The 22,129-nt window shown below is 70.5% G+C and carries 19 protein-coding genes; 8 read left to right on the forward strand and 11 right to left on the reverse strand.

From position 1 onward, the window contains the following. Nucleotides 1–7: 7 nt before the first annotated feature. The 4 genes from AB0B76_RS44335 to AB0B76_RS44350 all read right to left on the reverse strand — a co-directional run bounded on the left by AB0B76_RS44335 (nucleotide 8) and on the right by AB0B76_RS44350 (nucleotide 4,790). On the reverse strand, nucleotides 8–1,129 hold the full coding sequence (locus tag AB0B76_RS44335; protein ID WP_360387519.1) for an ABC transporter ATP-binding protein: 1,122 nt from the start codon (nucleotides 1,127–1,129) through the stop codon (nucleotides 8–10). Next, on the reverse strand, nucleotides 1,126–2,841 hold the full coding sequence (locus tag AB0B76_RS44340) for an ABC transporter permease subunit (protein WP_360387522.1): 1,716 nt from the start codon (nucleotides 2,839–2,841) through the stop codon (nucleotides 1,126–1,128). Before AB0B76_RS44340 ends, AB0B76_RS44335 begins: the two co-directional genes overlap by 4 nt. A gap of 2 nt (nucleotides 2,842–2,843) precedes the next feature. After that, entirely contained in the window at nucleotides 2,844–3,854 is a 1,011-nt protein-coding gene (locus AB0B76_RS44345; RefSeq protein WP_360387525.1) for an extracellular solute-binding protein, read from the reverse strand. 150 nt (nucleotides 3,855–4,004) lie between these two features. Then, a complete protein-coding gene (locus tag AB0B76_RS44350; RefSeq protein WP_360387527.1) occupies nucleotides 4,005–4,790 on the reverse strand; it encodes a helix-turn-helix domain-containing protein in 786 nt (261 codons plus the stop codon). Between the two features lie 215 nt (nucleotides 4,791–5,005). Here AB0B76_RS44350 and AB0B76_RS44355 point away from each other — a divergent pair, with 215 nt between their 5' ends. Beyond that, nucleotides 5,006–5,842 carry a glucose 1-dehydrogenase gene (locus AB0B76_RS44355; RefSeq protein ID WP_360387529.1) on the forward strand — a complete coding sequence of 279 codons (837 nt, stop codon included), beginning with the start codon at nucleotides 5,006–5,008 and terminating at the stop codon, nucleotides 5,840–5,842. Here AB0B76_RS44355 and AB0B76_RS44360 read toward each other — a convergent pair. From AB0B76_RS44360 to AB0B76_RS44370, 3 genes are all read right to left on the reverse strand, one after another. Beyond that, on the reverse strand, nucleotides 5,832–7,514 hold the full coding sequence (locus tag AB0B76_RS44360) for a thiamine pyrophosphate-binding protein (protein WP_360387532.1): 1,683 nt from the start codon (nucleotides 7,512–7,514) through the stop codon (nucleotides 5,832–5,834). The genes AB0B76_RS44355 and AB0B76_RS44360 overlap by 11 nt on opposite strands. After that, the gene (locus tag AB0B76_RS44365) at nucleotides 7,511–7,924 is read right to left on the reverse strand and encodes a carboxymuconolactone decarboxylase family protein (protein WP_360387535.1); all 414 of its coding nucleotides are present in this window, start codon (nucleotides 7,922–7,924) and stop codon (nucleotides 7,511–7,513) included. The genes AB0B76_RS44360 and AB0B76_RS44365 overlap by 4 nt, the downstream gene beginning before the upstream one ends. A gap of 103 nt (nucleotides 7,925–8,027) precedes the next feature. Continuing rightward, a complete protein-coding gene (locus tag AB0B76_RS44370) occupies nucleotides 8,028–8,705 on the reverse strand; it encodes a GntR family transcriptional regulator (RefSeq protein ID WP_360387538.1) in 678 nt (225 codons plus the stop codon). Between the two features lie 132 nt (nucleotides 8,706–8,837). On the opposite strand from AB0B76_RS44370, the gene AB0B76_RS44375 reads away from it, so the two are divergent. From AB0B76_RS44375 to AB0B76_RS44385, 3 genes are read left to right on the forward strand one after another with little or no spacing between them, the layout of a single operon-like run. Beyond that, a complete protein-coding gene (locus AB0B76_RS44375) occupies nucleotides 8,838–9,599 on the forward strand; it encodes an aldolase/citrate lyase family protein (protein ID WP_360387540.1) in 762 nt (253 codons plus the stop codon). 15 nt (nucleotides 9,600–9,614) lie between these two features. After that, complete coding sequence (locus tag AB0B76_RS44380) at nucleotides 9,615–10,526, forward strand: hypothetical protein (protein ID WP_360387543.1); 912 nt, start codon at nucleotides 9,615–9,617, stop codon at nucleotides 10,524–10,526. Next, nucleotides 10,523–11,980, forward strand: a complete 1,458-nt coding sequence (locus AB0B76_RS44385) for an NAD(P)/FAD-dependent oxidoreductase (protein WP_360387546.1) — start codon at nucleotides 10,523–10,525, stop codon at nucleotides 11,978–11,980. The genes AB0B76_RS44380 and AB0B76_RS44385 overlap by 4 nt, the downstream gene beginning before the upstream one ends. On the opposite strand, the gene AB0B76_RS44390 is transcribed toward AB0B76_RS44385, so the two are convergent. Genes AB0B76_RS44390 through AB0B76_RS44400 form a run of 3 tightly spaced genes read right to left on the reverse strand, consistent with a single transcriptional unit; the run spans nucleotide 11,946 to nucleotide 14,316 of the window. Further along, on the reverse strand, nucleotides 11,946–12,809 hold the full coding sequence (locus tag AB0B76_RS44390; protein WP_360387549.1) for an N-acyl homoserine lactonase family protein: 864 nt from the start codon (nucleotides 12,807–12,809) through the stop codon (nucleotides 11,946–11,948). The two genes, AB0B76_RS44385 and AB0B76_RS44390, sit on opposite strands and share 35 nt — an antisense overlap. Further along, entirely contained in the window at nucleotides 12,806–13,375 is a 570-nt protein-coding gene (locus AB0B76_RS44395) for a carboxymuconolactone decarboxylase family protein (RefSeq protein WP_360387552.1), read from the reverse strand. The genes AB0B76_RS44390 and AB0B76_RS44395 overlap by 4 nt, the downstream gene beginning before the upstream one ends. Then, nucleotides 13,372–14,316, reverse strand: a complete 945-nt coding sequence (locus AB0B76_RS44400; RefSeq protein ID WP_360387555.1) for a DUF6282 family protein — start codon at nucleotides 14,314–14,316, stop codon at nucleotides 13,372–13,374. Before AB0B76_RS44400 ends, AB0B76_RS44395 begins: the two co-directional genes overlap by 4 nt. Before the next feature lie 153 nt (nucleotides 14,317–14,469). On the opposite strand from AB0B76_RS44400, the gene AB0B76_RS44405 reads away from it, so the two are divergent. Continuing rightward, nucleotides 14,470–15,897, forward strand: coding sequence for an NAD-dependent succinate-semialdehyde dehydrogenase (locus AB0B76_RS44405; RefSeq protein ID WP_360387558.1), 1,428 nt, complete (start codon nucleotides 14,470–14,472; stop codon nucleotides 15,895–15,897). A 92-nt stretch (nucleotides 15,898–15,989) separates the two neighbouring features. On the opposite strand, the gene AB0B76_RS44410 is transcribed toward AB0B76_RS44405, so the two are convergent. Then, nucleotides 15,990–17,501, reverse strand: a complete 1,512-nt coding sequence (locus AB0B76_RS44410) for an FAD-dependent oxidoreductase (RefSeq protein ID WP_360387561.1) — start codon at nucleotides 17,499–17,501, stop codon at nucleotides 15,990–15,992. Nucleotides 17,502–17,875: 374 nt separating this feature from the next. Here AB0B76_RS44410 and tkt point away from each other — a divergent pair, with 374 nt between their 5' ends. Genes tkt through gnd form a run of 3 tightly spaced genes read left to right on the forward strand, consistent with a single transcriptional unit; the run spans nucleotide 17,876 to nucleotide 22,119 of the window. Further along, entirely contained in the window at nucleotides 17,876–19,942 is a 2,067-nt protein-coding gene (gene tkt / locus AB0B76_RS44415; protein ID WP_360387564.1) for a transketolase, read from the forward strand. Between the two features lie 39 nt (nucleotides 19,943–19,981). Beyond that, on the forward strand, nucleotides 19,982–21,055 hold the full coding sequence (gene tal, locus AB0B76_RS44420) for a transaldolase (RefSeq protein ID WP_360387567.1): 1,074 nt from the start codon (nucleotides 19,982–19,984) through the stop codon (nucleotides 21,053–21,055). A 53-nt stretch (nucleotides 21,056–21,108) separates the two neighbouring features. Further along, nucleotides 21,109–22,119, forward strand: coding sequence for a phosphogluconate dehydrogenase (NAD(+)-dependent, decarboxylating) (gnd, locus tag AB0B76_RS44425; protein WP_360387570.1), 1,011 nt, complete (start codon nucleotides 21,109–21,111; stop codon nucleotides 22,117–22,119). The last annotated feature ends 10 nt before the right edge of the window (nucleotides 22,120–22,129 follow it).

Here is a 22,129-nt window from a genome sequence, read left to right on the forward strand (position 1 = left end):
CTCACCGTCACTCGGACACCAGGACTTGATCTTCGGGCCGCCAGTGGGCGATGACCCGCGCGCCGGGGGCGACCGCCGCCGGCGCGCCGACGGGCAGCACCGCGCTGCCCACGGAGTCGTCGCCGAAGGCCAGCTCGATCCGGTAGTACGTGCCGTAGAAGGAGATGTCGGTGACCGTGGCCGGGGCGGCGTTGCTCCCGGCCGGCATCGACTCCTCGTCGGGAGCGATCCGCATCCGCTCCGGCCGTACGATCAGCCACTGCTGCTCGCTGTCGTCGCCAGGCTCGCCGACCGTCCACTTGCGATCATGCCACTCGTAGACGTCCGCCGAGCGGTACCGGCCGCCGAACACATTGGACTCGCCCAGGAACCGGGCCACGAACCGGGTCGTGGGCCGGTGGTACAGCTCGACCGGGGTGCCGACGGCGACGATCTTGCCGTGGTCGAAGATGGCGATCCGGTCCGACAGCGTCATCGCCTCGTCCTGGTCGTGCGTGACGAAGACGAAGGTCAGGCCCAGCTCCTGGTGCAGGCGCTTGATCTCGCGCTGCAACGACTGGCGCAGCTTGCGGTCCAGCGCGCTCAGCGGCTCGTCGAGCAGCAGCACGCCGGGGGAGAAGACCACCGCGCGGGCCAGCGCGACGCGCTGCTGCTGGCCGCCGGAGAGCTCGTGCGGCCGCCGGCCGCCCATGCCGCCCAGGTCGACCAGTTCCAGCGCCTCGCCGACCAGCTTGGCCGTCTCGGCGGCCGGAACCTTGCGCTCGCGCAGCGGGAACGCCACGTTCTGGGCCACGGTGAGGTGGGGGAACAGCGCGTAGTTCTGGAACACCATGCCGAAGTTGCGCTTGTGCGCCGGCGTACGGCTGATGTCCTTGCCGTTGAGCTCGATCCGCCCGGACGTCGGCTCCGTGAAACCGACGATCATGTTGAGCGTGGTCGTCTTCCCCGAGCCGCTCGGCCCGAGCAGGGTGAGGAACTCGCCCGGCTGGATGTCGAGATGCACGTGGTCGACGGCGGGCGGCTCGGCGGTCCCGTACCGTTTGCAGAGGTCGACCAGCTGGACCCGGGCACCGCGGGCGCCGATCCCGGGCGCTCCCGGTGCGGCCTGCTGACTCGTCGGGGTACTCATCGGGTGCCTCTCTTTCCGCGTCGCACGCCGACGATCTGGGCGAGCAGGATGGGAACGCTGACCAGCACGACCATCAGGCTCGACGCGGCGGAGATCGTCGGATCGATCTGGATGGTGACGCTGTTGAACATCTGGACCGGCAGCGTGACGGCCCCGGGCGCCTGCAGGAACAGGGCGATGACGACCTCGTCGAGCGAGGTCACGAACGCCAGGACGGCGCCGGACAGGACGCCGGGCAGGACCAGCGGAAGGGTCACCCGCCGCAACGTCGAGACCGGGCCGGCGCCGAGGCTCGCCGCGACGCCGGGCAGCCGGGCGTCCATGCCCTGCAACCGCGCCGTCACCGCGATCACCACGAACGGCAGCGCCAACGCGGTGTGGGCCAGGATGATGCCGATCAGGGTCCCGTTCAGGCCGAGCCGCAGGAACGCCGAGAAGACCACCAGCGCCACGAGGATGTGCGGGACGATCATCGGTGACAGCAGGAAGCCGTTGACCGCGCCGCGCCATCGCGGGCGCAGCCGGGCCAGGCCGAACGCGGCCATCGTGCCGAGCACGGTCGCGATCACCGCGGTGTAGATGCCGACCTGCAGCGTGTTGAGGATCGCGGCGGTCCACTCGGGCGAGGTGAACAGGTTCTCGTACCAGCGCAGCGACCAGCCGTCGGGCGGGAACCGGAACGTCTGGGCCGACGAGAAGCTCATCGGGATGACCACCAGGGTCGGCGCGACCAGAATGATCGCCACGACCGTGGTGTGGATCCTCAGCCACGGGCGGACGGGAGCCGTCCGGTCCGAAGTGGAGCCGGCGCGTGCGGGCTGGCCGCCGGCCACGGTCACCGCCACGTTCTGTCCCGCCAGGCGGCGGCTCAGGCCGAGCACGACGAGGGTGACGACGAGCAGGAGCATGCCCATCGCGCCGGCGCCACCGAAGTCGAGCAGTTCCTTGGCACGCACGTTGATGACCTGGGCGATCATCGCGTTGCGGTTGGAGCCGAGCAGCGCCGGCGTGACGTAGAAGCCCAGCGACAGCACGAAGACCAGCGACATGCCGGCGACGACGCCCGGCGCGGACAGCGGGAGATAGATGCGGCGGAACGCGCGCGCCCGGGGTGCTCCGAGGCTCTGCCCGGCGGCGACCAGGCTGCTGTCGATCTGCGACATGGCGCTGTACATCGGCAGCACCAGGAAGGGCAGCAGCACCTGGGTCATCGAGATGCCGACGGCCAGTGAGGTGCCCAGCAGGCGCACGTCGCCGAGCCCGAACGGCCGCAGGAGGTCCTGCACCACGCCGCCGTCCTGCAGGAGCACCAGCCACGCGAAGTTGCGGGCCAGCATGCTCGTCCAGAAGGGCACGAGCACGACGGTGATCAGCACGCCGCGCATGGTCGGGCCGACCAGGGTCATCGCGTACGCGTACGGGTAGGCCAGCAGCAGCCCGATCACCGACACGATCAGCGCGATGAGCAGTGTCCGGCCGAGCACCCGGATCGTGTACCCGTCGGTGAACAGCGAGGCGTAGTTGCCCAGCCCGGTCTCCGGCTCGGTGAAGCTGTCCACCACCAGGGTCGCCAGCGGCAGGACGAACAGCAGTGCCAGGGCGATCAGGGCCGGGGCGAGCAGGCGCCATCCAGAGGAGCGTGCCCGGCCCGCCCGGCCCGGCCCGGGGCGCCCGGTCGTGGGCGCCTCCGGGGTGGCGGTGGAGACGGCCATGCTCAGCCGACCTTCCAGGCGGTCCAGCGCTTGACCAGGGCGTCGGTGTTGTCGATCCACCACTGCTTGTCCTGCTCGAGCGTGCGGCCGCGGTCGGGCAGGAAGGCGTTGAACGTCTTCTGCTGGTCGGTGTAGCCGACGGTGTTGAGGTCGACGTCGGGCCTGGCGGGGGCGGTGCCGGTCAGCTTGGCGTAGGCGATGGACTGTGCGGGCTCGGTGACGAACGCGAGCATCTCCTGGGCGAGCTGCTTGTGCGGCGCGCCCTTCGGGATGACCAGGGCGCCGATGTCGGTGGTGTTGAAGTCCCAGACCGGCACCAGGTTCGCGCCGCTCTGCGCCGAGACAATGGTGCGGGCTGTCACGGTGAGCACCATGCTGGCCTGCTTGTCGACCATCGCCTGCTGGATCGCGCCGTAGCTGGGCGCGAAGACCAGCGAGTCCTTGATCGTGCCGATCTTCTTGAAGGCCCGGTCGAGGTCGAGCGGGTAGACCTGCTCCGGCGCTACCCCATCGGCGACCAGTGCGGCCTCGAACAGGCCGGCCTTCGGGTAGTCGTAGACGATCCGCTTGCCGGGGAAGCGCTTGACGTCGAAGAAGTCGTTGATCTTCGTGGGTTTCTCGCCCGGGAACATGTCGGCGTTGTAGCTGAAGATGTTGGCGTAGCGGTAGGTCGGCACGAAGCAGTCGCCGGTCGTGCCCTTGGGGAACTTGCTGCGGTCGAGCGCGGGGTGGTCCAGCTTCTCGAACAGCTCGCCGCAGTAGGCGCCGGCGTAGATCCAGCTCATGTTCGCCAGGTCCCAGATGGTCTTGCCGGACGCCACCATGGTCCGCACCTGGGCCTGCTCCGCCGGGCTGATGTTGGTGAACTTCGTCCCGGTCTTGGCGGTGAACGGCGCCTGGAGCGCCGTCTTCTCGTCCTCCTGGAACTGCCCGCCGGTGCTGGCCCAGGTCAGGGCCTTCTGGTCGGAGCCGTCGCTGCCGGAGTCACCGCCGACGCCACAGCCCGAGAGCATGAGGGCGCCTACCGCTATCGTCGTAAGAAATCGGTATGTCTTCATATCTATCGCCTTTTCTCGATCGGGCTCTCACCCGTTCTCGCGCACGGTGAATCGGGGGACGGCAAGCCGTCCGGGTGAACCGTCCGGGGCTGGACCCGGGCGCTGTCAGTCCGCTGCGGTGTCGAGCGGGCTGACCATGCGTCGGCTGATCGTCTCGGCGCCCGACAGGAGGGCACGTGCCACCTCGGTGTCGGTGCCGTCTGGCACGAACTGGGCGATGTCGACGGCGGCCAGGGTCGCCACGATCTGGCCGGCCGGGTCGCGGATCACCGTCGCCACGGCGCTGATGCCGTTCTGCGGGCTCTTGCGGAACGCGATCCCGGTGCGGCGGACCTCCTCGAGCTCCTCCTCGGTCGCGTTGACGGGCGGCGCGCCGTCGCGGAACCGGTAGTAGGACTCGTTGCGGAAGGCCCAGAAGGCCATCGTCTGCGCCGCGTCCGGCCCGAGGTGGCTGCCGACGGCGATCGAGACGTGCGCCGTGCGGCTGGTGTCCTCGCGCACCTGGGCCACCACGGGGCTGGTGCCGTTCCACACGCTGAGCACGATCGTGAGCCGGACGCGCAGGCTGATGTCGTTCATCACCGGGCCGGCGAGATCGAGGACACCGAGCCGGGACAGGGCCATGGTGCCGAGCTCGGCGAGCAGGACGCCGAACTCGTACTGGTTGCGGTCGCGGCGCTGCAGGAGACCGTGGTTCTCCATCGACGCCAGGTAGCGGTGGGCGGTGGACTTGCCCACGCCGAGCTCTTCGGCGGCCGACACCAGGTCGATGGTGTCGTTGGCCGCGAGCAGCCGCAGGAGCTGCACCACCCGTGACACCACCTGGAGGTCGCCGCTGGCGATCTCCAGTCCGTCGGCCGCAGCGCGCGGCCCCCGAGAGGCGCTGGTCATGGTGACCTCCCTTGCGTCCCGGCCCTGTCCCGCATTGCGGGGAGACCGTCCGGGTATCCGGTACAGAGGAATGTAGGTGATCCATCCCGCTGCATGTCAAGGTCCGGGGGAGATTTCCTGTCTGCTAAGGGCAAGTTAATTCGTGGCGGTGACAAGATTGTATGACTAACCTACAATTTTGGCGAGTGCCGACGGGTGACGAGGAGGTACCACAGATGCGTGGACTGGCAGGTAGGGTCGCAGTGGTGACTGGAGCCGCGGGCGGGATCGGTGCGGCCACCGCCCGGCGGCTCGCCGAGGAGGGCGCGCACGTGGTCGCCGTCGACCTCGACGAGGAGCGCCTGCGCAAGACCGCGGAGTCGCTGCCGACCGAGAGCCTGTGGGTCCGCGCCGACGTGTCCACGGAGGACGGCGTGGCCGGATACGTGCAGGCCGCCGTCGAGCACTTCGGCCGCATCGACCTGCACCACCTCAACGCCGGCATCCCGGGATCGTTCGCCACGCTGCCCGAGCTCACCGTGGCGGAGTTCGACAAGGTCATGGCCGTCAACGTCCGCGGCGTCTTCCTCGGCGCCCGCGCCGCCTTCCGGCAGTACGCGGCGCAGCGCACCCGGGGCAATATCGTGATCACCGGCTCGATCGGCAGTCTGCGCGGCAGCGCGGACCTGCTGGCGTACCAGACCTCCAAGCACGCCGTGCTCGGCATCCTGCACGGCGCCGCGATGTACGGCGGCCCCCTGGGCATCCGGGTGAACGCGGTCGCCCCGGGCATCGTGCCCACCGGCCTGTTCGCCGCGACGCCGGACGTGGCCGGCGGCAAGGACGACATGTCCCGCCGGGCGAGCAGCACGCCGCTGCGCCGAGCCGGCACGGGCGACGACGTCGCCGGGGTGGTCGCCTTCCTGCTCAGCGACGACGCCGCCTACATGACCGGCGAGGTCGTCTCGGTGGACGGCGGCGCGAGCATCGTCAGCACGGTCCGGCCGTCCGGCGGCGCCGGCGCGTGGGACTTCGCCGCGCACGACGAAGCCCTCTACGGCGCTAGGAGCTGACCGGCAGCGGGGCGACCACGCCGATGTCGGTGTGCACGTCGATGACGACCGGGCGGCCGGCGCAGAGCGCGCGGTCGAGCGCCGGGGCCAGGTCGCCCGGCTTGTCCACCCGCAGGCCCAGCGCACCCATCTCCCCGGCGATCCGGGCGAAATCCACCTCCTCGTACGTCCACAGCTCCCGGGACTGCTCGGTGGGCTGCCCGCCGTACGCCCGGTCGAAGCCGCGCTTGCTCTGGTTGCCGCCGTGGTTGTTGTTCACGACGGTGACCAGGTTGACCCTCCGGCGCACGGCGGTCTCGATCTCCCCAAGGTGGTAGTAGAGCCCCGCGTCGCCGGTGAAGACCACGACCGGCCGGTCGGGCGCCGCGCACTTGGCGCCCACACCCGCCGAGAACGCCCAGCCGAGATGGCCGGCGCTGCGCAGGTACCCCTGATCCGGCGAGGTGACATCGTGGAACTGGGCCATCCACATCCCCGCGTGACCGGTGTCGGCGACCAGGACGGCGTCCCCGGGCAGGCCGCTGGTGAGCTCGGCGGCTATGCGCTCCGGCCGGATCGGCACCGCGTCGCTGGTCAGCACCTCGCGGTAGCGGGACCGCCAGTCGGCCCGCAGGCACTGGACCTCGGCCAGCCAGGCCGACCGGGCGGGCTGCGGCTCGCGGGCCGCCAGTACGAGCATCCGGGTCAGCGCCGTGCGGGCGTCGGCGGCGACGCCGGCCCGCAGCGGATAGTTGCGCCCGAGGTGCGACGGCTCGATGTCGATCTGGATCGCCGGGGTAGCCTCCGGTGGCACGGCCCAGAAGTGCGTGGTCATGCTGCCGGCCTGCGTGCCGATGAAGCAGACCAGGTCGGCGCGGGCGACCGCCTGGTTCGCGCACTCCCTCGAGTACGTCCCGGCCACGCCGAGCGACAGCGGATGCGTACCGGGGAAGGTGTCCTTGCCGTTCGCCGAGGTCGCCACCGGGATCTGCAACGCCTCGGCCAGCGCCACGAGCTCGGCGCCCGCTCCGGACCACCGCACCCCGCCGCCGGCCACGATCACCGGCCGCGCCGCCGCCGCCAGCAGCCTCAGCACCGCCGTCACGCTCTCGTCGTCCGGCGCCGGGCGCACCGGCGGCACGGCCGCGAACGCCGGCTCCACGAGCGGCTCCACGTCCGTCTCGTCGGTGTCCAGCTGGCCCTCGTTGCCCTGGACCTGTAGGTGGACCGGCCCGGGGGAGCCCGTGGTGGCGACCCGGAAGGCGTGGCGCAGCATGTCGGGGAAGCGGCCGGCGTCATCGACTGTCGCGTTGAACTTGGTCACCGGCTCGAACGCGGGCAGGTCGTCCGCCTCCTGGTAGACCTGCCGGAACTTGGTCGCGGGCGACCGGCCGCCGGTCAGGGCGATCACGGGGGAGCCCGCGAGGAACGGCTCCCGCAGGCCGGCGGCCAGGTTCAGGGCTCCGACCACCTGCGCTGCCACGACGCCGGGACGGCCCGAGACGCGGGCGTAGCCGTCGGCCATGTAGGCGGCCGCCTTCTCGCCGTGGGTGACGACCCGCTCGATGTGCGGGTGGTGCAGCTCCAGCTCGGCGAGGGTACGGCGAAGGATCGCCGGGACGAGGAAGATGTGGGTGACGCCGTAGCCGCCGAGCATGTCCGCGACGACACGGGCGCCGGTCCGCCGGGTCATCCGGCGACGATTCCGGCCGGCTCGGACTCCTGGTGCCACTCCGTGATGGCCCGGTCGGCGAGCCGGAACGCCTCGAGTGCGGCCGGTGCGCCGCAGTACGCCGCGGTCTGCAGCAGGACCTCCTGGATGTCGGCCTCGGTGCAGCCGTTGTTCAGGGCGCCGCGCACGTGCACCGAGAACTCGTGCGGACGGTTCAGCGCGGTGAGCATCGCCAGGTTGAGCAGGCTCCGGGTGCGCCGGTCCAGCCCCGGCCGGGACCACACGTCGCCCCAGCAGGTCGCCGTGACGTACTCCTGCACGACCCGCGTGAACTCCGTCGCCCGCAGCATCGAGCGGTCGACGTGGGCATCGCCGAGGACTTCACGCCGTACCTGGTTGCCGCGCTCGAACCGGCTGTCGTCAACACTCATGGACCGCTCCTGTCTCTGCCGATGGGCAGGGACAGCGTACGACGATCATACAATCTGTGGAAGTGTGTCAGGTCGCTTCGCATCGTCCTCGGACGGGCCGGGGCTAGGCTCCGTCCTGTTGGGAGAGCGCGAACTGACCGGCCCGGCCGGCCTCCTCGACGTGCCGCGCGCAGGCGGCCGCGGCGGCCTCGGCGTCGCCGGCGTCGACGGCCGCGACGATCGCGCGGAGCTCCTCGACGCTGTGCGCGAGGCGGCCCGGGGCCGTCATCGACAGCGACCGCAGCACGCTCACCCGGGCGTGCAGGCTGCCGGCGACCGACTTCAGCGCCTCGTTGCCGCCGCCGTCGAACAGCACGTCATAGAAGACGTCCTTCGCCGCGAGAATCGGCTGGCCCTTGGCGACCAGCTTCTCGACCCGCTCCAGCGCACGGGCGAGCGCCTTGCGCTGGGCCGGGCTCGCGTGCTCGACGAACAGCCGGCCGGCCAGGGCCTCCAGCGCCGAGCGCACCTCGTAGAGCTGCCGCGCCTCCTCGGCGCTGACGCTGGTGACGACGGTGCCCTTGTTGGGGATCGCGGTCACCAGGCCCTCGGCGGCGAGCTCCCGCAGCGCCTCGCGGACGCTGGTGCGCGAGACACCGGTGAGCTCGACCAGCTCCCGCTCGATCAGGCGCTGGCCCGGCGCGAGCCGGCGGTCGAGGATGGCCTGCCGCAGGGTTTCCAGGACCTGCGAGCGGATGAGTGCGGGGCTCCGCTCGATGCGCAACACATTGGCTCGTGTCACCGGGTCCTCCTTGTGCGTGATTGCCTGACATCGTACCCAGCATCGCAGGCCGGGCTCGCCGTTGTTTCAAATCGTATGACGATGCTACAATCTCGAAACCCAAAACCCCTCGTGAGGAGCATGATGGCGCGGTTGGGTTTCGCTCGTCGTCTGGCATCTGCCGACCGTACTCTGATCGGCACCTGGCTCAAGATCCCGGCGCTGGAGCCGGTGGAGATCCTGGCCGACGCCGGCTTCGACTACATCGTCATCGACCAGGAGCACGCCCCGCTCACCCTCGAGTTCGCATACCAGGCGACCGTGGTGGCGCAGGGCGCCGGCATGTCGGTCCTGGTCCGTGTCCCCGACCGCAGCGGCAGTCATCTCCAGCGGCTGCTGGACGCCGGCGTCGACGGCATCCTGGTGCCCCGCGTCGTCTCCGTGGAGGAGGCGTCCGCGGTGGTCCGGCAGATGCTCTTCTCGCCCGGCGGCGACCGGGGCGTCGGTATCACCTCCCGGGCCGGGCGCTGGGGCGGCACGCCCCGCGAGGAGTACCTGCGCTTCGGCGACGAGGAGGTCATGCGCGCGGTCCAGCTGGAGGAGCGTGCCGCGATCGAGCGGGTCGAGGAGATCCTCGACATCCCCGGCCTCAACGGCGTGTTCCTCGGTATGGGCGACCTCCAGCTGTCCTCCGGCCTGCCGCAGTCCGACCCGGAGCTGCAGAAGCTGGTCGACCGGCTGCTGGCCGCCGCGCAGGCGCGCGCGGTTCCGGCCGGCACCGCGGTACAGACCCCCGAACAGGCACTACAGGCCGCCGACCGCGGCTACTCGTACGTGATGGTCAGCAACGACACCAGCCTGCTGAGGTCTGCCGCGGCGTCCGTCGTCGCCGCCTTCCGCGGCCGGCTCCCGTAAGCAAGGAGAACCCCGATGGCGTACGACAAAGGCGATCTGCGTTCCACCCTGCCGTCGAGCACGGCGACGCCGCCGACCCCCGAACGGTTCTCCGGCGCCGAGCACGTCCAGTTCCGTGACGTCGCGCCGACGGAGAAGACCGGCGACGTCTCGACCTGGTACGCCCGCGGCCAGAACTTCGTCGTCGGCTACTCCGACCTCGACGGCACGGCCACCTTCGCCCGCAGCGCACAGCCCGACGAGTACGTGGTGCTGCTGGCCGACGACGGGCTGACGGCGACCGTCCAGGCGCCCGGGGAGGAGGTCTCCGCGTCCGGCCGGACGATGATCGTCGTGCCGCCCGGCGACAGCACGGTCACCGTCACCGGGCAGGGCCGGGTGCTGCGACTGCTCACGACGCGGTCCGCGGACATCGCCGAACTGGCCGCCAACGCCGCCTCGTACGCCGAGCCGCACGAGAACATCCCGCCGTTGCAGCCCTGGCCCGAGCCGGTCGGCGGCTACCGGGTCCGCACCTACGACCTGACCGTCCCGCCGCTGCCGAACCCCCCGTTCCGGCTCTACCGCTGCACCACCTTCATGGTGAACTTCATCGACCCGAAGCAGGGTCCACGCGACCCGTCGAAGATGTCGCCGCACAAGCACGACGACTTCGAGCAGTGCTCGATCGTGCTGGCGGGGGAATACGTCCACCACATCCGCTGGCCGTGGACGACGAACAAGGCCAACTGGCGCGAGGACGAGCACCAGCGGGTCGTCGCGCCGTCGGTCACCGTGATCCCGCCGCCCTCGCTGCACACCAGCGAGGCCGTCAGCCCGGGCACCAACCACCTCATCGACGTGTTCTGCCCGCCCCGCTTCGACTTCTCCGCCATGCAGGGGTGGGTGTTCAACGCCGCCGACTACCCGGCGCCGGAGAGCCGATGACACGCCGGCGCCTCCGGGTCGCCATCATCGGCGCCGGGATGGGTGGTATCGCGACGGCGGTCAAGCTCCGCCGGAGCACCTCGGCCGAGTTCGTCATCTTCGAGCAGTCGGCCGGGGTCGGCGGCACCTGGTTCGACAACCGCTACCCGGGATGCGAGGTCGACGTGCACTCGCACGCCTACTCGTTCTCCTTCCTCAAGTACGACTGGCGGCGCACCCACGCGACGCAGTCCGAGCTCCTCGAGTACGCCGAGCACGTCGTCGAACGTTTCGGGCTGACGCCGCACCTGCGCCTGAACACCCGCGTGACCGACCTGGTGTGGGAGGAGCCGACCAGCACGTACCGGCTGTCGACCGGCAACGGCGACATCGAGGAGTTCGACCTCGTCGTCTCCGCGCTCGGCCTGCTCAGCGTTCCGCGCTACCCGGACTGGCCCGGCCTCGAGACGTTCACGGGTCCGTGCTTCCACACCTCGCGCTGGGAGGACCACGACCTGTCCGGCAAGTCCGTGGCGGTGGTCGGCACCGGGTCGACCGCGGTGCAGATCGTCCCGTCGATCGCGCCCACAGCCGGCCGGGTGCACGTCTTCCAGCGTGAGCCCGGCTGGGTCGAGCCCAAGCACGAGCGCGAGTACAGCCCGCGCGAGCGGTGGCTGTTTCGCAACGTGCCGCTCGCCCAGCGTCTGCACCGCGCGTGGATCTTCCACAAGGGCAACCGGCGCTTCCGCGGCTACGACGTCGGATCCTCGCGCCAGCGGCGGATGCGGGCGCTGTGCGAAGCGTTCATCGCCGGCAGCATCACCGACCCGGCGACCCGCGCCGCGGTGACGCCGGACCATCCCTGGGGCTGCAAGCGACCGGTCCTGTCCTCCACGTTCTATCCCGCGCTGAACCGCGACAACGTGGAGCTGGTGCCGCACGCGGTGCGTCAGGTGACCCCGACCGGCGTGGTCGACGCGACCGGGACCGCCCGCGACGTCGACGTGCTGATCCTCAGCACCGGCTTCCAGCCCACCCGGTTCCTCGCGAGCCTCGACGTCAAGGGCCGCGACGGGCGCAGCATCCACGACGTTTGGCGCGAGCGTGCCAGCGCGTTCCTGGGCATCACCGTGCCCGGCTTCCCCAACTTCTTCATCCTGTACGGCCCGAACACCAACGGCGGCGTCTCGGTGATCGCGCAGCTCGAGCGGCAGGCGGAGGTCGTCGTGCAGTCCGTGCGCCGGATGGGGCGCACCCGCCGGCGCAGCATCGACACGGTGCCGGCAGCAGCCCGCCGGTTCGTCGAGTGGGTCGACCGGCGGCTGGCGACCAGCGCGTCGGCGATGAACTCCGGCTGCCACAACTACTACCACGATCCCGCCGGCCACAACGTGACGCAGTGGCCGGCCGGTCACCTCGCCTATGCGCTGGCGACCCGGCTCATCGCCCGGTTCGGTCTGCGGACACAGCGCTGACGTGCCCGCCGGCCAGTGACACCTCCGCGACGTGGAGACCGTCGTCCCACGTCGCGGAGGGGAACCGGTCCCAGACGGCCGCCTCGTGGAAGGGCAGGATCCGCCGGCTGTCGCCGCCGACGCCGGCGAGCATCCCGTCGGCGAAGTCGAGCCAGGTCGCCGCGCTGCCGGTGGTCATCGCGATCGGCGCGAGCACACCGTCGCCGCGCAGGCCCTCGAGGTTCTCGTAGCTGTAGACGTTGTCGCCGGCGAACACCCAGGTGCCGTCATCGGCGTTGGTGACCGCGACGACCTGGGAGCCGGCGGTGTGGGTGTCGTGGGCCGGCCGCAGCTCGATGCCCGGCGCGACCTCGGCGAGCCCGTCGACCAGCGTCGCCCGGCGGGACGCCAGGTGCTGCGGCAGATCGGCCTGGCAGGACCTGGTCAGGAACTCGAAGCGACCGGGCCGGGCGGCCGCCGCGACGTACGACTCGATCTCGCGCCGCTGGATGTAGACGTGCGCGCCGGGGAAGGCGCCGACGCAGCCGGCGTGGTCGAAGTGGTTGTGGGTCAGCAGAATCGTGTCGACCTGCTCGGCCCGGACGCCCACGCGGGCGAGCGCGTCCACCGGCGTGCACCACCGGGTTCGCCCGTACTTGGCGGTCAGCCGCTCGTGGACGGCGGGGTCGGCGAAGCCGGTGTCCACCAGGATGCACCGGTCCGCCGACCGCACCAGCCCGAAGCAGTACGGCATCCGCCGGTGCCCCTCGTTGGGCTGCGCGGCGAACAGGTTGCTCGCCGGGAACCGCTCGACGTAGCCGTACTCGAGGATCCAGATCGAGTAGCTCACGCGGATTGCGGCGGCCGGACGTCGAAGATCGCGAGCTGCCACGCAACCATGTTGTAGTAGCCCACGATCGTGGTCAGTTCGAGCAGCCCCGGCTCGCCGAGCGCGGTGGCCGCGTCACGGAACTCGTCGTCGTCCAGCGTTCCGGCTTCCAGGATGCGCACGGTCGTGCGCAGGACGCACGCCTCCACCCCGGACAGCCCGGCCGGCTCCTTCCGCTCGGCCAGGGCCGCAAGATCGGCCTCGGTCAGGCCGGCGGCCGCACCGGCGCGTTCGTGCGCGTACAGCTCGAAGGCGCTGGCATGGTGGTGGGCGACGAGCAGGATCGCGATCTCACGGGCCCGGGCCGGCAGCTGCGAACCGAACCGGACGGCGCTGCCGATCTGCTGCAGCGCCTTGCCGAACACCGGGTTGATGATCCAGATCGCGGGCGGGCCCAGGAGGCGGCCGTCCGCGTCCACGAGCGTGAACGGGCTGTCCGGCGCCACCCGGGCCCCGGTGGTGTAGATGTCGTACAGCGCCCGCTGCTCGCCGGTCATGCTCGCGGGGTCGACGTCGTCGATTCTCATACGGGTTCTCCCAGGAAGGAACGGGGATTGGCGGACACCATGACGCCGATCTGCTCGGCGGTCCAGCCGAGATAGGCGAGCTGTTCGACGAACATGCGCAGGCACTCCGGCTCGGGCGGCACCCACCGTGAGAACACGTCCGTGGTGAGGACCGCCCGTCCGGGGCCGACCGCGGACAGCGCCTCGTGCACGTCCCGGACGGTCAGGTGCCCGTCCGGGTGCACCAGCGGCGCGTTGCAGAACTCGAGATAGGCGCCCCGGTCGGCGAACTCCCGCAGCTGGGCGGGGTCCGTCGTGTAGTGCAGCGGATGGGTGACGAGCAGCCGCTGCCCGACCTCGGCACAATAGGTCGCGACCGCCCGGCTCTCCTGGACCGAGGCGTGCCCGGTCGCCAGCGCGAGACCGAGCGCTCGGCAGGCGTCGATCACCGCTCGCGTGCGCCCGGCCAGGCGTCCGTCCGGCTCGCAGAGGGCGATCGGCGTCCGGGCGGCGTACTCGTCGAAGGACGGCGCGATGCGGCCCAGCAGCGTGGAGATGTATCCGCCGCGGCCCAGGTCGGCAGCGGACCCCCAGGTCGGCAGGAACACCACGCGGGCGCCGTGCGCGGCCGCGAGCTCGACGACGGCAGGCTCCAGGCCGCCGGCCGGGGGATTGAGGGTGATGCTGCCGTGCACGGTGAAGCCGGTGCCGGCCATCGCCTCCCGGAGCGACCGGGCACGGTCCGTCGTCGCCCACAGATGCGACTTGAGGACCCAGCCCGACATCCCGTACGCCCGTGCCAGCCGTGCCACGTCGAGGTCGTGGCCGCGGTTGGGCAGGCCGGGCGACAGATCGGGCCGGCCGTGCACGTGGAGGTCGATCGCCCCACGCAGCAGGCGGTCGAAGCCGTCGGGCTGGGCTTTCGCGAGATCGGTTGCCGGCACCTCGTCGTCGTCAGGCATTGCCAAATTGTATGACGATACGACAAGATGCTCAAGCGTGAGCGGCACTGAAACGCTTGCGGGGAAGGCGATCCGCGCCGGTCGATCCGCCCGTGCGCGACCGGTCCCGGCTCGCGACCGTCGTACGCCGTCGCCGTCGCGGAGGAGTTGAGGATGCGCATGCACGCCGACCTGTTCATCGACGGGCGGTGGCGGCCCGGATCGGACGGCCGCCGCTTCGATGTCGTCGACCCCGCCGACCTGTCCACCGTCGCGCGCTTCGCGGCCGCGAGCCAGCAGGACTGTATGGACGCCGTCGACTCGGCCGCCGCCGCGCAGGGGGCCTGGGCGTCCACCGCACCGCGCGAGCGCAGTGAGGTACTGCGTGCCGCGTACGAGATCCTCAGCGCCGAAGTCGCCGGCTTCGCCGAGATCATCGTGCGCGAGAACGGCAAGTCCTGGACGGACGCCATGGGCGAGGCAACCTATGCGAAGGAGTTCTTCCGCTGGTTCGCCGAGGAGGCCGTGCGGGTGCCCGGCGACTACCGGCTCTCACCCGCCGGCGACAAGCGGATCATCGTGGACCGGCAGCCGATCGGGGTGTCGCTGCTCATCACGCCGTGGAACTTCCCCGCCGCGATGGCGACCCGCAAGCTCGCCCCGGCCCTCGCGGCCGGCTGCACCACGATCCTCAAGCCGGCCCGCGAAACCCCGCTCACCGCGGCGTACGTCGTGGAGGTGCTGTCCCGCGCCGGTGTGCCGCGCGGCGTCGTCAACCTGGTCACGCCCGTGCCGACCGGACCGCTGGTGCAACGGATGATCGACCGCCCCGAGGTCCGGAAGCTGTCCTTCACCGGCTCCACCGAGGTCGGCCGCCAGCTGCTGCACGCCTGCGCCGACAGGGTCGTCAGCACGTCGATGGAGCTCGGCGGCAACGCACCGCTGATCGTGCTGCCCGGCTCCGACCTGGCGGCCGCGGTCGAGGGCACGCTGGTGGCCAAGATGCGCAACGGGGGCGCGGCCTGTACGGCGGCCAACCGCCTCTATGTGCACAGCGGCGTGCACGACGAGTTCGTCGCGCGCCTCGACGCCGCACTGGGCGCCCTGTCGCTCGGACCCGGGCTCGACCGCGCTCACGACCTCGGCGCCCTGGTCTCGGTGCAGGAGCGCGACAAGGTGGCGGCCCTCGTCGAGACCGCAGTGGCGGAGGGTGCCATGCTGCTGCGCGGCGGCCGGGCGTCGCAGCACGGCGCCTTCTACGACGCCACCCTGCTCACCGGCGTGCAGCACGGCTCGACGGTCAACACGACGGAGATCTTCGGCCCGGTCGCGGCGGTGGTGCGCTTCGACGACGTGGACGAGGCTGTGCGGATGGCGAACGACTCCGAGTACGGGCTGATGGCGTACGTCTTCGGCGAGGAACGCGAGGCGATCCGGGTGGCTCGCCGCCTCGAGGTCGGCATGGTCGCGGTCAACCGGGGCGTCGTCAGCGACCCGGCCGCGCCGTTCGGCGGCGTCAAGCAGAGCGGTCTCGGCCGCGAGGGCGGCTCCGAAGGCATCCTGGAATTCCTCGAGGAGAAGTACATCGCCCTGACCGCGTAGGCAGCCCGCAGCCGGGCCGGCCGCTCAGCGATGGTCGGTGCCGGAGTCCGTGGCGAGCGGATCCGAAGCGGCCGCCCCGGGTGCCGAACCTGTCAGTGGGCCACAGCGACCCTCTGGGGTCCGGCCTGCAGTGCGATCCGCTGGAAGACCTCGGCCTGGGTCGGGTAGCAGTGAATCGTGTGGGCCAGCGTCTCCAAGGTCATCTGGTTCGTGATTGCCAGCGTGAGCTCGCTGATCATCTCACCGGCGTGCGCCGCCACGAGTGTCGCTCCTGCGATTTCGCTGCTGCCGCTGCGCGTGTAGATGGCCCCGAATCCGTCTTCCTCGCCGTCGATGAACGCCCGCTCCACCTTGGTCAGGTCGAGCCGGTAAGCGTCGATGGCGACACCTTCGTCGCGGGCTCGGCGCGGTGTCAGGCCAACCTCGGCCACCTCGGGATCGGTGTAGGTGCAGTGGGGTATGACGAGCTCTCGCGCCGGGTGATGCGCTCCATCCAGCGCATTGGCGACACAGAGCCGCGCTGTCGCATTGGCCACGTGCGTGAACTTCTGCGGGAAGGTTGCATCGCCAGCGGCATAGATGTCGGGGTTGCTGGTGCACAGGTATGCATCTACCTGCACGCCGTCTCTGGCGACGTGTACCCCTGCCGCGTCCAGGTTCAGGTGCTGCACGTTCGCCTTGCGGCCGGTGCCGAGCAGCAGCGCATCATAGGGCAGCTCGTGTGTCCCGTCGGGGCCTAGCACCAGCAAACGGCCGGCGCCCGCCCGTACTGCCGTGAACCCGAGATGGAGTCGTATACCCTCCTGCTCGAACCGGCGACGGATCAGCTCACCGACCTCCGGCTCATCATGGGGCAGCAGGGTCCTGGGGCGGCCGACGAGGTCCACCTCGCTGCCGAGACGGCGGAAGGCCTGGGCCAGCTCGCATCCCAGCGGACCGGTACCGATGACGACCAGCCTGGCTGGCAGCTCGGTCAGTGAGAAGACGGTCTCGTTGGTCAGGTACTCGCCGGCCTTCAGTCCCTCGATGGGGGGCACCACGGGGTCCGATCCGGAGGCGATCACAGCCTTCCGGAATCGCAGCGTCCGGCCCTCGACCTCCACGGCATTCGGTGCGGTGAAGCGCGTGTGCCCGAGGTAGACCTCCACCCCCGCCTGCTCGGCCATCTCGACGGCATCGCCTGCGCTGCTCATCGAACGGATCCTGCGGACCCGATCCATGACCGAGCTGAAATCAGTTCGGGGTGGGGCGTCCAGCCGAAACCCGAACTCGGCCCCGCGGCTCGCATCGTGTACCGCACGTGCGCTGCGAATCAGCGCCTTGCTCGGCGTGCAGCCGAAGTTGACACAAGTGCCCCCGGTCAGTCGCTGCTCCGTCATCGCGACGCGGTGCCCGCCTACGGCGGCAGTCGTGGCGGCGGTGAGGCCGGCCGGTCCGCCGCCGAGCACCACCAGGTCGTAGTTACCACCTTCGCGGTTGACCCAGTCAGGTGGGTGGCCCTGGCGGATCGTCCGCTGGTTGTAGACGTCGTCGGGGTACAGCTCGATAGGTGTCATGGCGCATCCTCCGTGGGCCAGGTTGGTCTGCTTCAGCAGCAGCTTCACGCGTCGAGCCCCTTGTACGACTTACGACAGTTACTTTCCGGGTGCATGGCCCGTAAACCTCGGGCCGCACGTCCCCACATCAAGGAACCCTCGCGCCGTCGGTCAACGAATACACGCAGGCCGCATAGCCAAACCCGATTTCCGAGCCCCGCAGGCCGCGTTGCTGAAGCCGGCGGCTCGCCGGTGATCCATGACCAGGGTCTGCGCAGCAGCGGCGCGTGTCGCGGACAGCATGACAATCGCTCGGTCCGGGTGAGTCTGTCGGGACCCTGTGGATGTTGGTTGGTTCAGAAGGGCTGGTTGGTTTAGAAGGGCTTGCGACCAGGGCTTGGAACGCTGACGCGCTACGCCAAGACCTACGATCCACGGAGGCCATGTTGACCACCACGACCATCGATCTGGACACGCTGTCGATCAACACCGTCCGTGGCCTGTGCATGGACGCGGTCCAGCGGGCGGAGTCCGGACATCCGGGCACGCCGATGGGGATCGCGCCGGTCGCGTACACACTGTGGCAGCGGTTCCTACGCTTCGACCCAGCTGATCCGATCTGGCCGAACCGGGACCGGTTCGTGCTGTCTGAGGGCCATGCGTCGGCGCTGCTCTGGTCGCTGTTCCACCTGAGCGGGGTGCGGGCAGTCGATCCGGATTACGAAGTGCTCGGCCGTCCCTCGGTCACCCTCGAGGACCTCAAAACGTTCCGGCAGCTGGACTCGCGCTGCCCGGGCCACCCCGAGTACCACTGGACCAGTGGGGTCGAGACGACGACCGGGCCGCTCGGTCAGGGCGTCGCTACCTCGGTGGGTATGGCCGTCGCCGGCCAGTGGCTGGCCGACCGGTACAACCGCGACGGCTTCGGTCTCTTCGACTTCGACGTGTACGCCGTCGCCGGGGACGGCGACATGATGGAGGGCATCTCGTCGGAGGCGGCCTCGTTCGCCGGTCACCAGCGGTTGTCGAACCTGTGCTGGATCTACGACTCGAACCGGGTGACCATCGAGGGCCACACCGGCATCACGTTCACCGAGGACGTGGCTGAGCGTTTCCTGGCATACGGCTGGAATGTCACGACCGTCGCGGACGCCAACGACCTCGACGCGGTGGAGCGGGCGCTGCACACGTTCCGGGCCGAAGACGAGCGTCCGACGCTGATCGTGGTGCACAGCCACATCGGGTACGGTTCGCCGGTCGAAGACACGGCGCAAGCGCACGGCGAGCCGCTCGGCGCGCGGGCCGTACGGGAGACCAAGCGATTCCTCGGTCTGCCCGAGGACGTCGACTTCCACGTTCCGGACGAGGTGTACGACTGGTTCGCCCGAGGTATCGGCGCGCGCGGCAGCGCGACGCGCGACGCGTGGCGGTCGAGCTTCGAGGGGTACCGCAGCAAGTATCCGCAGTTGGCCGACGAGATCGAGCGGATGCAGCGGCGGGATCTCCCGGACGGCTGGCAGGACGCGCTGCCGACGTTCCCGGCCGATGCAAAGGGGCTCGCCACCCGTGACTCCTCCGGTCAGGTGCTCAATGCGCTCGCGCAGGCGGTGCCCTGGCTGTTGGGCGGCGCGGCCGACCTCGCCCCGTCTACCAAGACGCGGCTCAAGTTCCCCGGCACCGGCGATTTCCAGCCCGAGGACCGGTCGGGACGCAACTTCCACCTCGGTATCCGCGAGCACGCGGCGGCGGCGATGGCCAACGGGATGGCGCTGACCAAGCTTCGGCCGTACTGGGCGACATTCCTGATCTTTTCCGACTACGCCCGCCCGGCGATCCGGCTCTCGGCGTTGATGGAGATCCCCACGGTGCACATCTTCAGCCACGACTCGATCGGAGTCGGCGAGGACGGGCCGACCCATCAGCCCGTCGAGCAGCTCGCCTCGCTGCGGGCCATGCCGGGCCTGTTGGTGTTCCGCCCCGCCGACGCGAACGAGGTGGCCGAGACCTGGCGGATCGTCGCCGGACTACGGCACGAGCCCGCGGCCCTCGTGCTCACCCGCCAGCCACTGCCCACCCTCGACCGCACCCGGCTGGCCGCCGCGTCGGGGGTCGCCCAGGGCGGATACGTGCTGGCCGACGCGGACTCCGGCGAGCCGGACGTCATCCTGCTGGCCACCGGCTCGGAGGTCGCGCTCGCGCTCGCAGCACGCGACGAACTCGCCCGCGACGGCGTCGCCGCCCGGGTGGTCAGCATGCCGTGCTGGGAGCTGTTCGACCGGCAGCCACGCGAGTACCGCGAGCAGGTGCTGCCCCCGTCGGTACGGGCCCGGGTCGCAGTCGAGCAGGCGTCCACGCTCGGCTGGCACCGGTATGTCGGCGAGAGCGGCGCGGTCGTCGGCATGCATACGTTCGGCGCCTCCGCGCCGCTCAAACACCTTCTGCGCAAGTTCGGCTTCACGCCCGAACATGTCTCGCAAGCGGCCCGCGACCAGGTGGCCGCCAGCACCTGACCGACACGGCGACCCGCAGACCCTTTTCGAGGAGGCGACGTGAAGGCGACCCAGACCCTGCACGAGCACGGGCAGAGCCTGTGGCTCGACAACATCACCCGCGGCATGCTCGACTCCGGCCAGCTCCAGCACTACATCGACACGTACTCGGTCACCGGGCTCACCTCGAACCCGTCAATCTTCGACAAGGCCATCGAATCCGGCGGCTACGACGACGAGATCCGCGAGAAGGGCGGCAGCGGGCGCTCCGACGAGGAGCTGTTCTTCGACCTGGCGATCGAAGACCTGCGGCGGGCCGCGGACCAGTTCCTGCCGATCCACGAACGCACCGACGGCGTGGACGGCTGGGTGTCGCTGGAGGTCTCGCCGCTGCTCGCCTACGACACACAGGCGACGATCGAGGCCGCCAAGGCGCTGCACGCGCGCGCCCCACGACCCAACCTGCTGATCAAGATTCCCGGCACCGCAGAGGGCCTGCCCGCGATCACCGAGTGCGTCGCGTCCGGCGTACCGGTGAACGTCACGCTGCTGTTCTCGCCCGAGCAGTACAAGGCGGCCGCGGACGCCTACCTGACCGGCGTCGAACGGCGACTCGAGCAGCAGCTCGATCCAGCGGTCGGGTCGGTCGCCTCGGTTTTCATGTCCCGGTGGGACGTCGCCGTGGCCACCCAGGTGCCCGAGGAGCTGAAGGAACAGCTCGGCCTCGCGGTCGGGCTCGCCACCTACCGGGCGTACCGCCGGCTCATGGACTCCGACCGGGTGCAGCGCGTGCAGAACTCCGGAGGGCGCGTCCAGCGGCTGCTGTGGGCCAGCACCAGGACCAAGGACCCCGCGGCCTCCGACACGCTCTACGTGCACGGGCTCGCCGCCCCGTTCACGATCAACACCATGCCCGACGCGACGTTGCAGGCGTTCTACGACCACGGCGAGGTCGGGGAGCCGATGCCCGCCGACGGCGACGACTGCGACGCGATGCTGGCCCGCTTCGGCGACGCCGGCATCGACGTGGCCGAGCTCGCCGCAACGCTGCAGGCCGACGGAGCCAGGTCGTTCGTCGCCGCCTGGAACGACCTGATCGAACGGATCTCCACACAACGCGCCGCGGTCGTCTAAAGGACCTGCGAGGCGCCGCTTGAGGGGGAATCGTTATGACTACGCAGACACCTATGCAGGTCGGCATGGTCGGCCTGGGGCGGATGGGCGCGAACCTGGTCCGCCGGCTCATGCAGGACGGCCACCGGTGCGTCGGGTACGCCCTCACTGAGAGCACCGTGCGGCAGCTCGCCGGCGAGGGCATGACCGGCGCGACCTCGCTCGCGGATCTGGTGGCCAAACTCGACAGGCCGCGCGCGGTCTGGCTGATGGTGCCGGCCGCGGCCGTGCAGTCCACGCTCGAGCAGCTGATCCCGCTGCTCGACCCGGACGATGTGGTGATCGACGGCGGGAACTCGTACTACCGCGACGACATTGCTCGCGCCCGGCAGCTCGCCGAGTACCGGATCCACTATCTGGACTGCGGTACGTCCGGCGGGGTGTGGGGTCTGGAACGCGGCTATTGCCTGATGATCGGCGGCGAGGAGGCGCCGGTCCGGCGGCTCGACCCGATCTTCAAGACCATCGCCCCGGGCCGCGGCAGCGCGGAGCCCACACCGAGCCGGACCCGTGACGGGACCGCCCCCGAGGGGTACCTGCACTGCGGACCCAACGGCGCCGGCCACTTCGTGAAGATGGTCCACAACGGCGTCGAGTACGGCATGATGGCCGCCGTCGGCGAGGGTCTTTCAATCATCCGGCACGCCGACGCGGGCAAGACCACCCGTCTCGTTGACGCCGAGACCGCGCCGCTGCGCGACCCGCAGGCCTACCAGTACGACATCGACGTCGCCGAGGTCGCCGAGGTGTGGCGGCGCGGCTCCGTCGTCGGATCGTGGCTGGTCGACCTCACCGCCGACGCGCTGGCCCGCTCACCGCAGCTGGACGACTTCACCGGGCGGGTCTCGGACTCCGGCGAGGGCCGCTGGACCGTCCAGGCCGCGATCGACGAGAGCGTGCCTGCTCCCGTGATCACCACGGCGCTCGTCGAGCGGTTCGAGTCACGCGGGCTCGGCGAGTTCACCGACAAGGTGCTCTCCGCGATGCGCAGCGAGTTCGGCGGCCACGCGGAAAAGCACGGCTGACACGAGTCCA

The sequence above is a fragment of the Dactylosporangium sp. NPDC049140 genome (assembly GCF_040648435.1).

Coding starts and splice junctions, on each gene's coding strand:
- AB0B76_RS44335 (WP_360387519.1), bottom strand. CDS start 1,129: ATGAGTACCCCGACGAGTCAGCAGGCCGCACCGGGAGCGCCCGGGATC.
- AB0B76_RS44340 (WP_360387522.1), bottom strand. CDS start 2,841: ATGGCCGTCTCCACCGCCACCCCGGAGGCGCCCACGACCGGGCGCCCC.
- AB0B76_RS44345 (WP_360387525.1), bottom strand. CDS start 3,854: ATGCTCTCGGGCTGTGGCGTCGGCGGTGACTCCGGCAGCGACGGCTCC.
- AB0B76_RS44350 (WP_360387527.1), bottom strand. CDS start 4,790: ATGACCAGCGCCTCTCGGGGGCCGCGCGCTGCGGCCGACGGACTGGAG.
- AB0B76_RS44355 (WP_360387529.1), top strand. CDS start 5,006: ATGCGTGGACTGGCAGGTAGGGTCGCAGTGGTGACTGGAGCCGCGGGC.
- AB0B76_RS44360 (WP_360387532.1), bottom strand. CDS start 7,514: ATGACCCGGCGGACCGGCGCCCGTGTCGTCGCGGACATGCTCGGCGGC.
- AB0B76_RS44365 (WP_360387535.1), bottom strand. CDS start 7,924: ATGAGTGTTGACGACAGCCGGTTCGAGCGCGGCAACCAGGTACGGCGT.
- AB0B76_RS44380 (WP_360387543.1), top strand. CDS start 9,615: ATGGCGTACGACAAAGGCGATCTGCGTTCCACCCTGCCGTCGAGCACG.
- AB0B76_RS44385 (WP_360387546.1), top strand. CDS start 10,523: ATGACACGCCGGCGCCTCCGGGTCGCCATCATCGGCGCCGGGATGGGT.
- AB0B76_RS44395 (WP_360387552.1), bottom strand. CDS start 13,375: ATGAGAATCGACGACGTCGACCCCGCGAGCATGACCGGCGAGCAGCGG.
- AB0B76_RS44400 (WP_360387555.1), bottom strand. CDS start 14,316: ATGCCTGACGACGACGAGGTGCCGGCAACCGATCTCGCGAAAGCCCAG.
- AB0B76_RS44405 (WP_360387558.1), top strand. CDS start 14,470: ATGCGCATGCACGCCGACCTGTTCATCGACGGGCGGTGGCGGCCCGGA.
- tkt (WP_360387564.1), top strand. CDS start 17,876: ATGTTGACCACCACGACCATCGATCTGGACACGCTGTCGATCAACACC.
- gnd (WP_360387570.1), top strand. CDS start 21,109: ATGCAGGTCGGCATGGTCGGCCTGGGGCGGATGGGCGCGAACCTGGTC.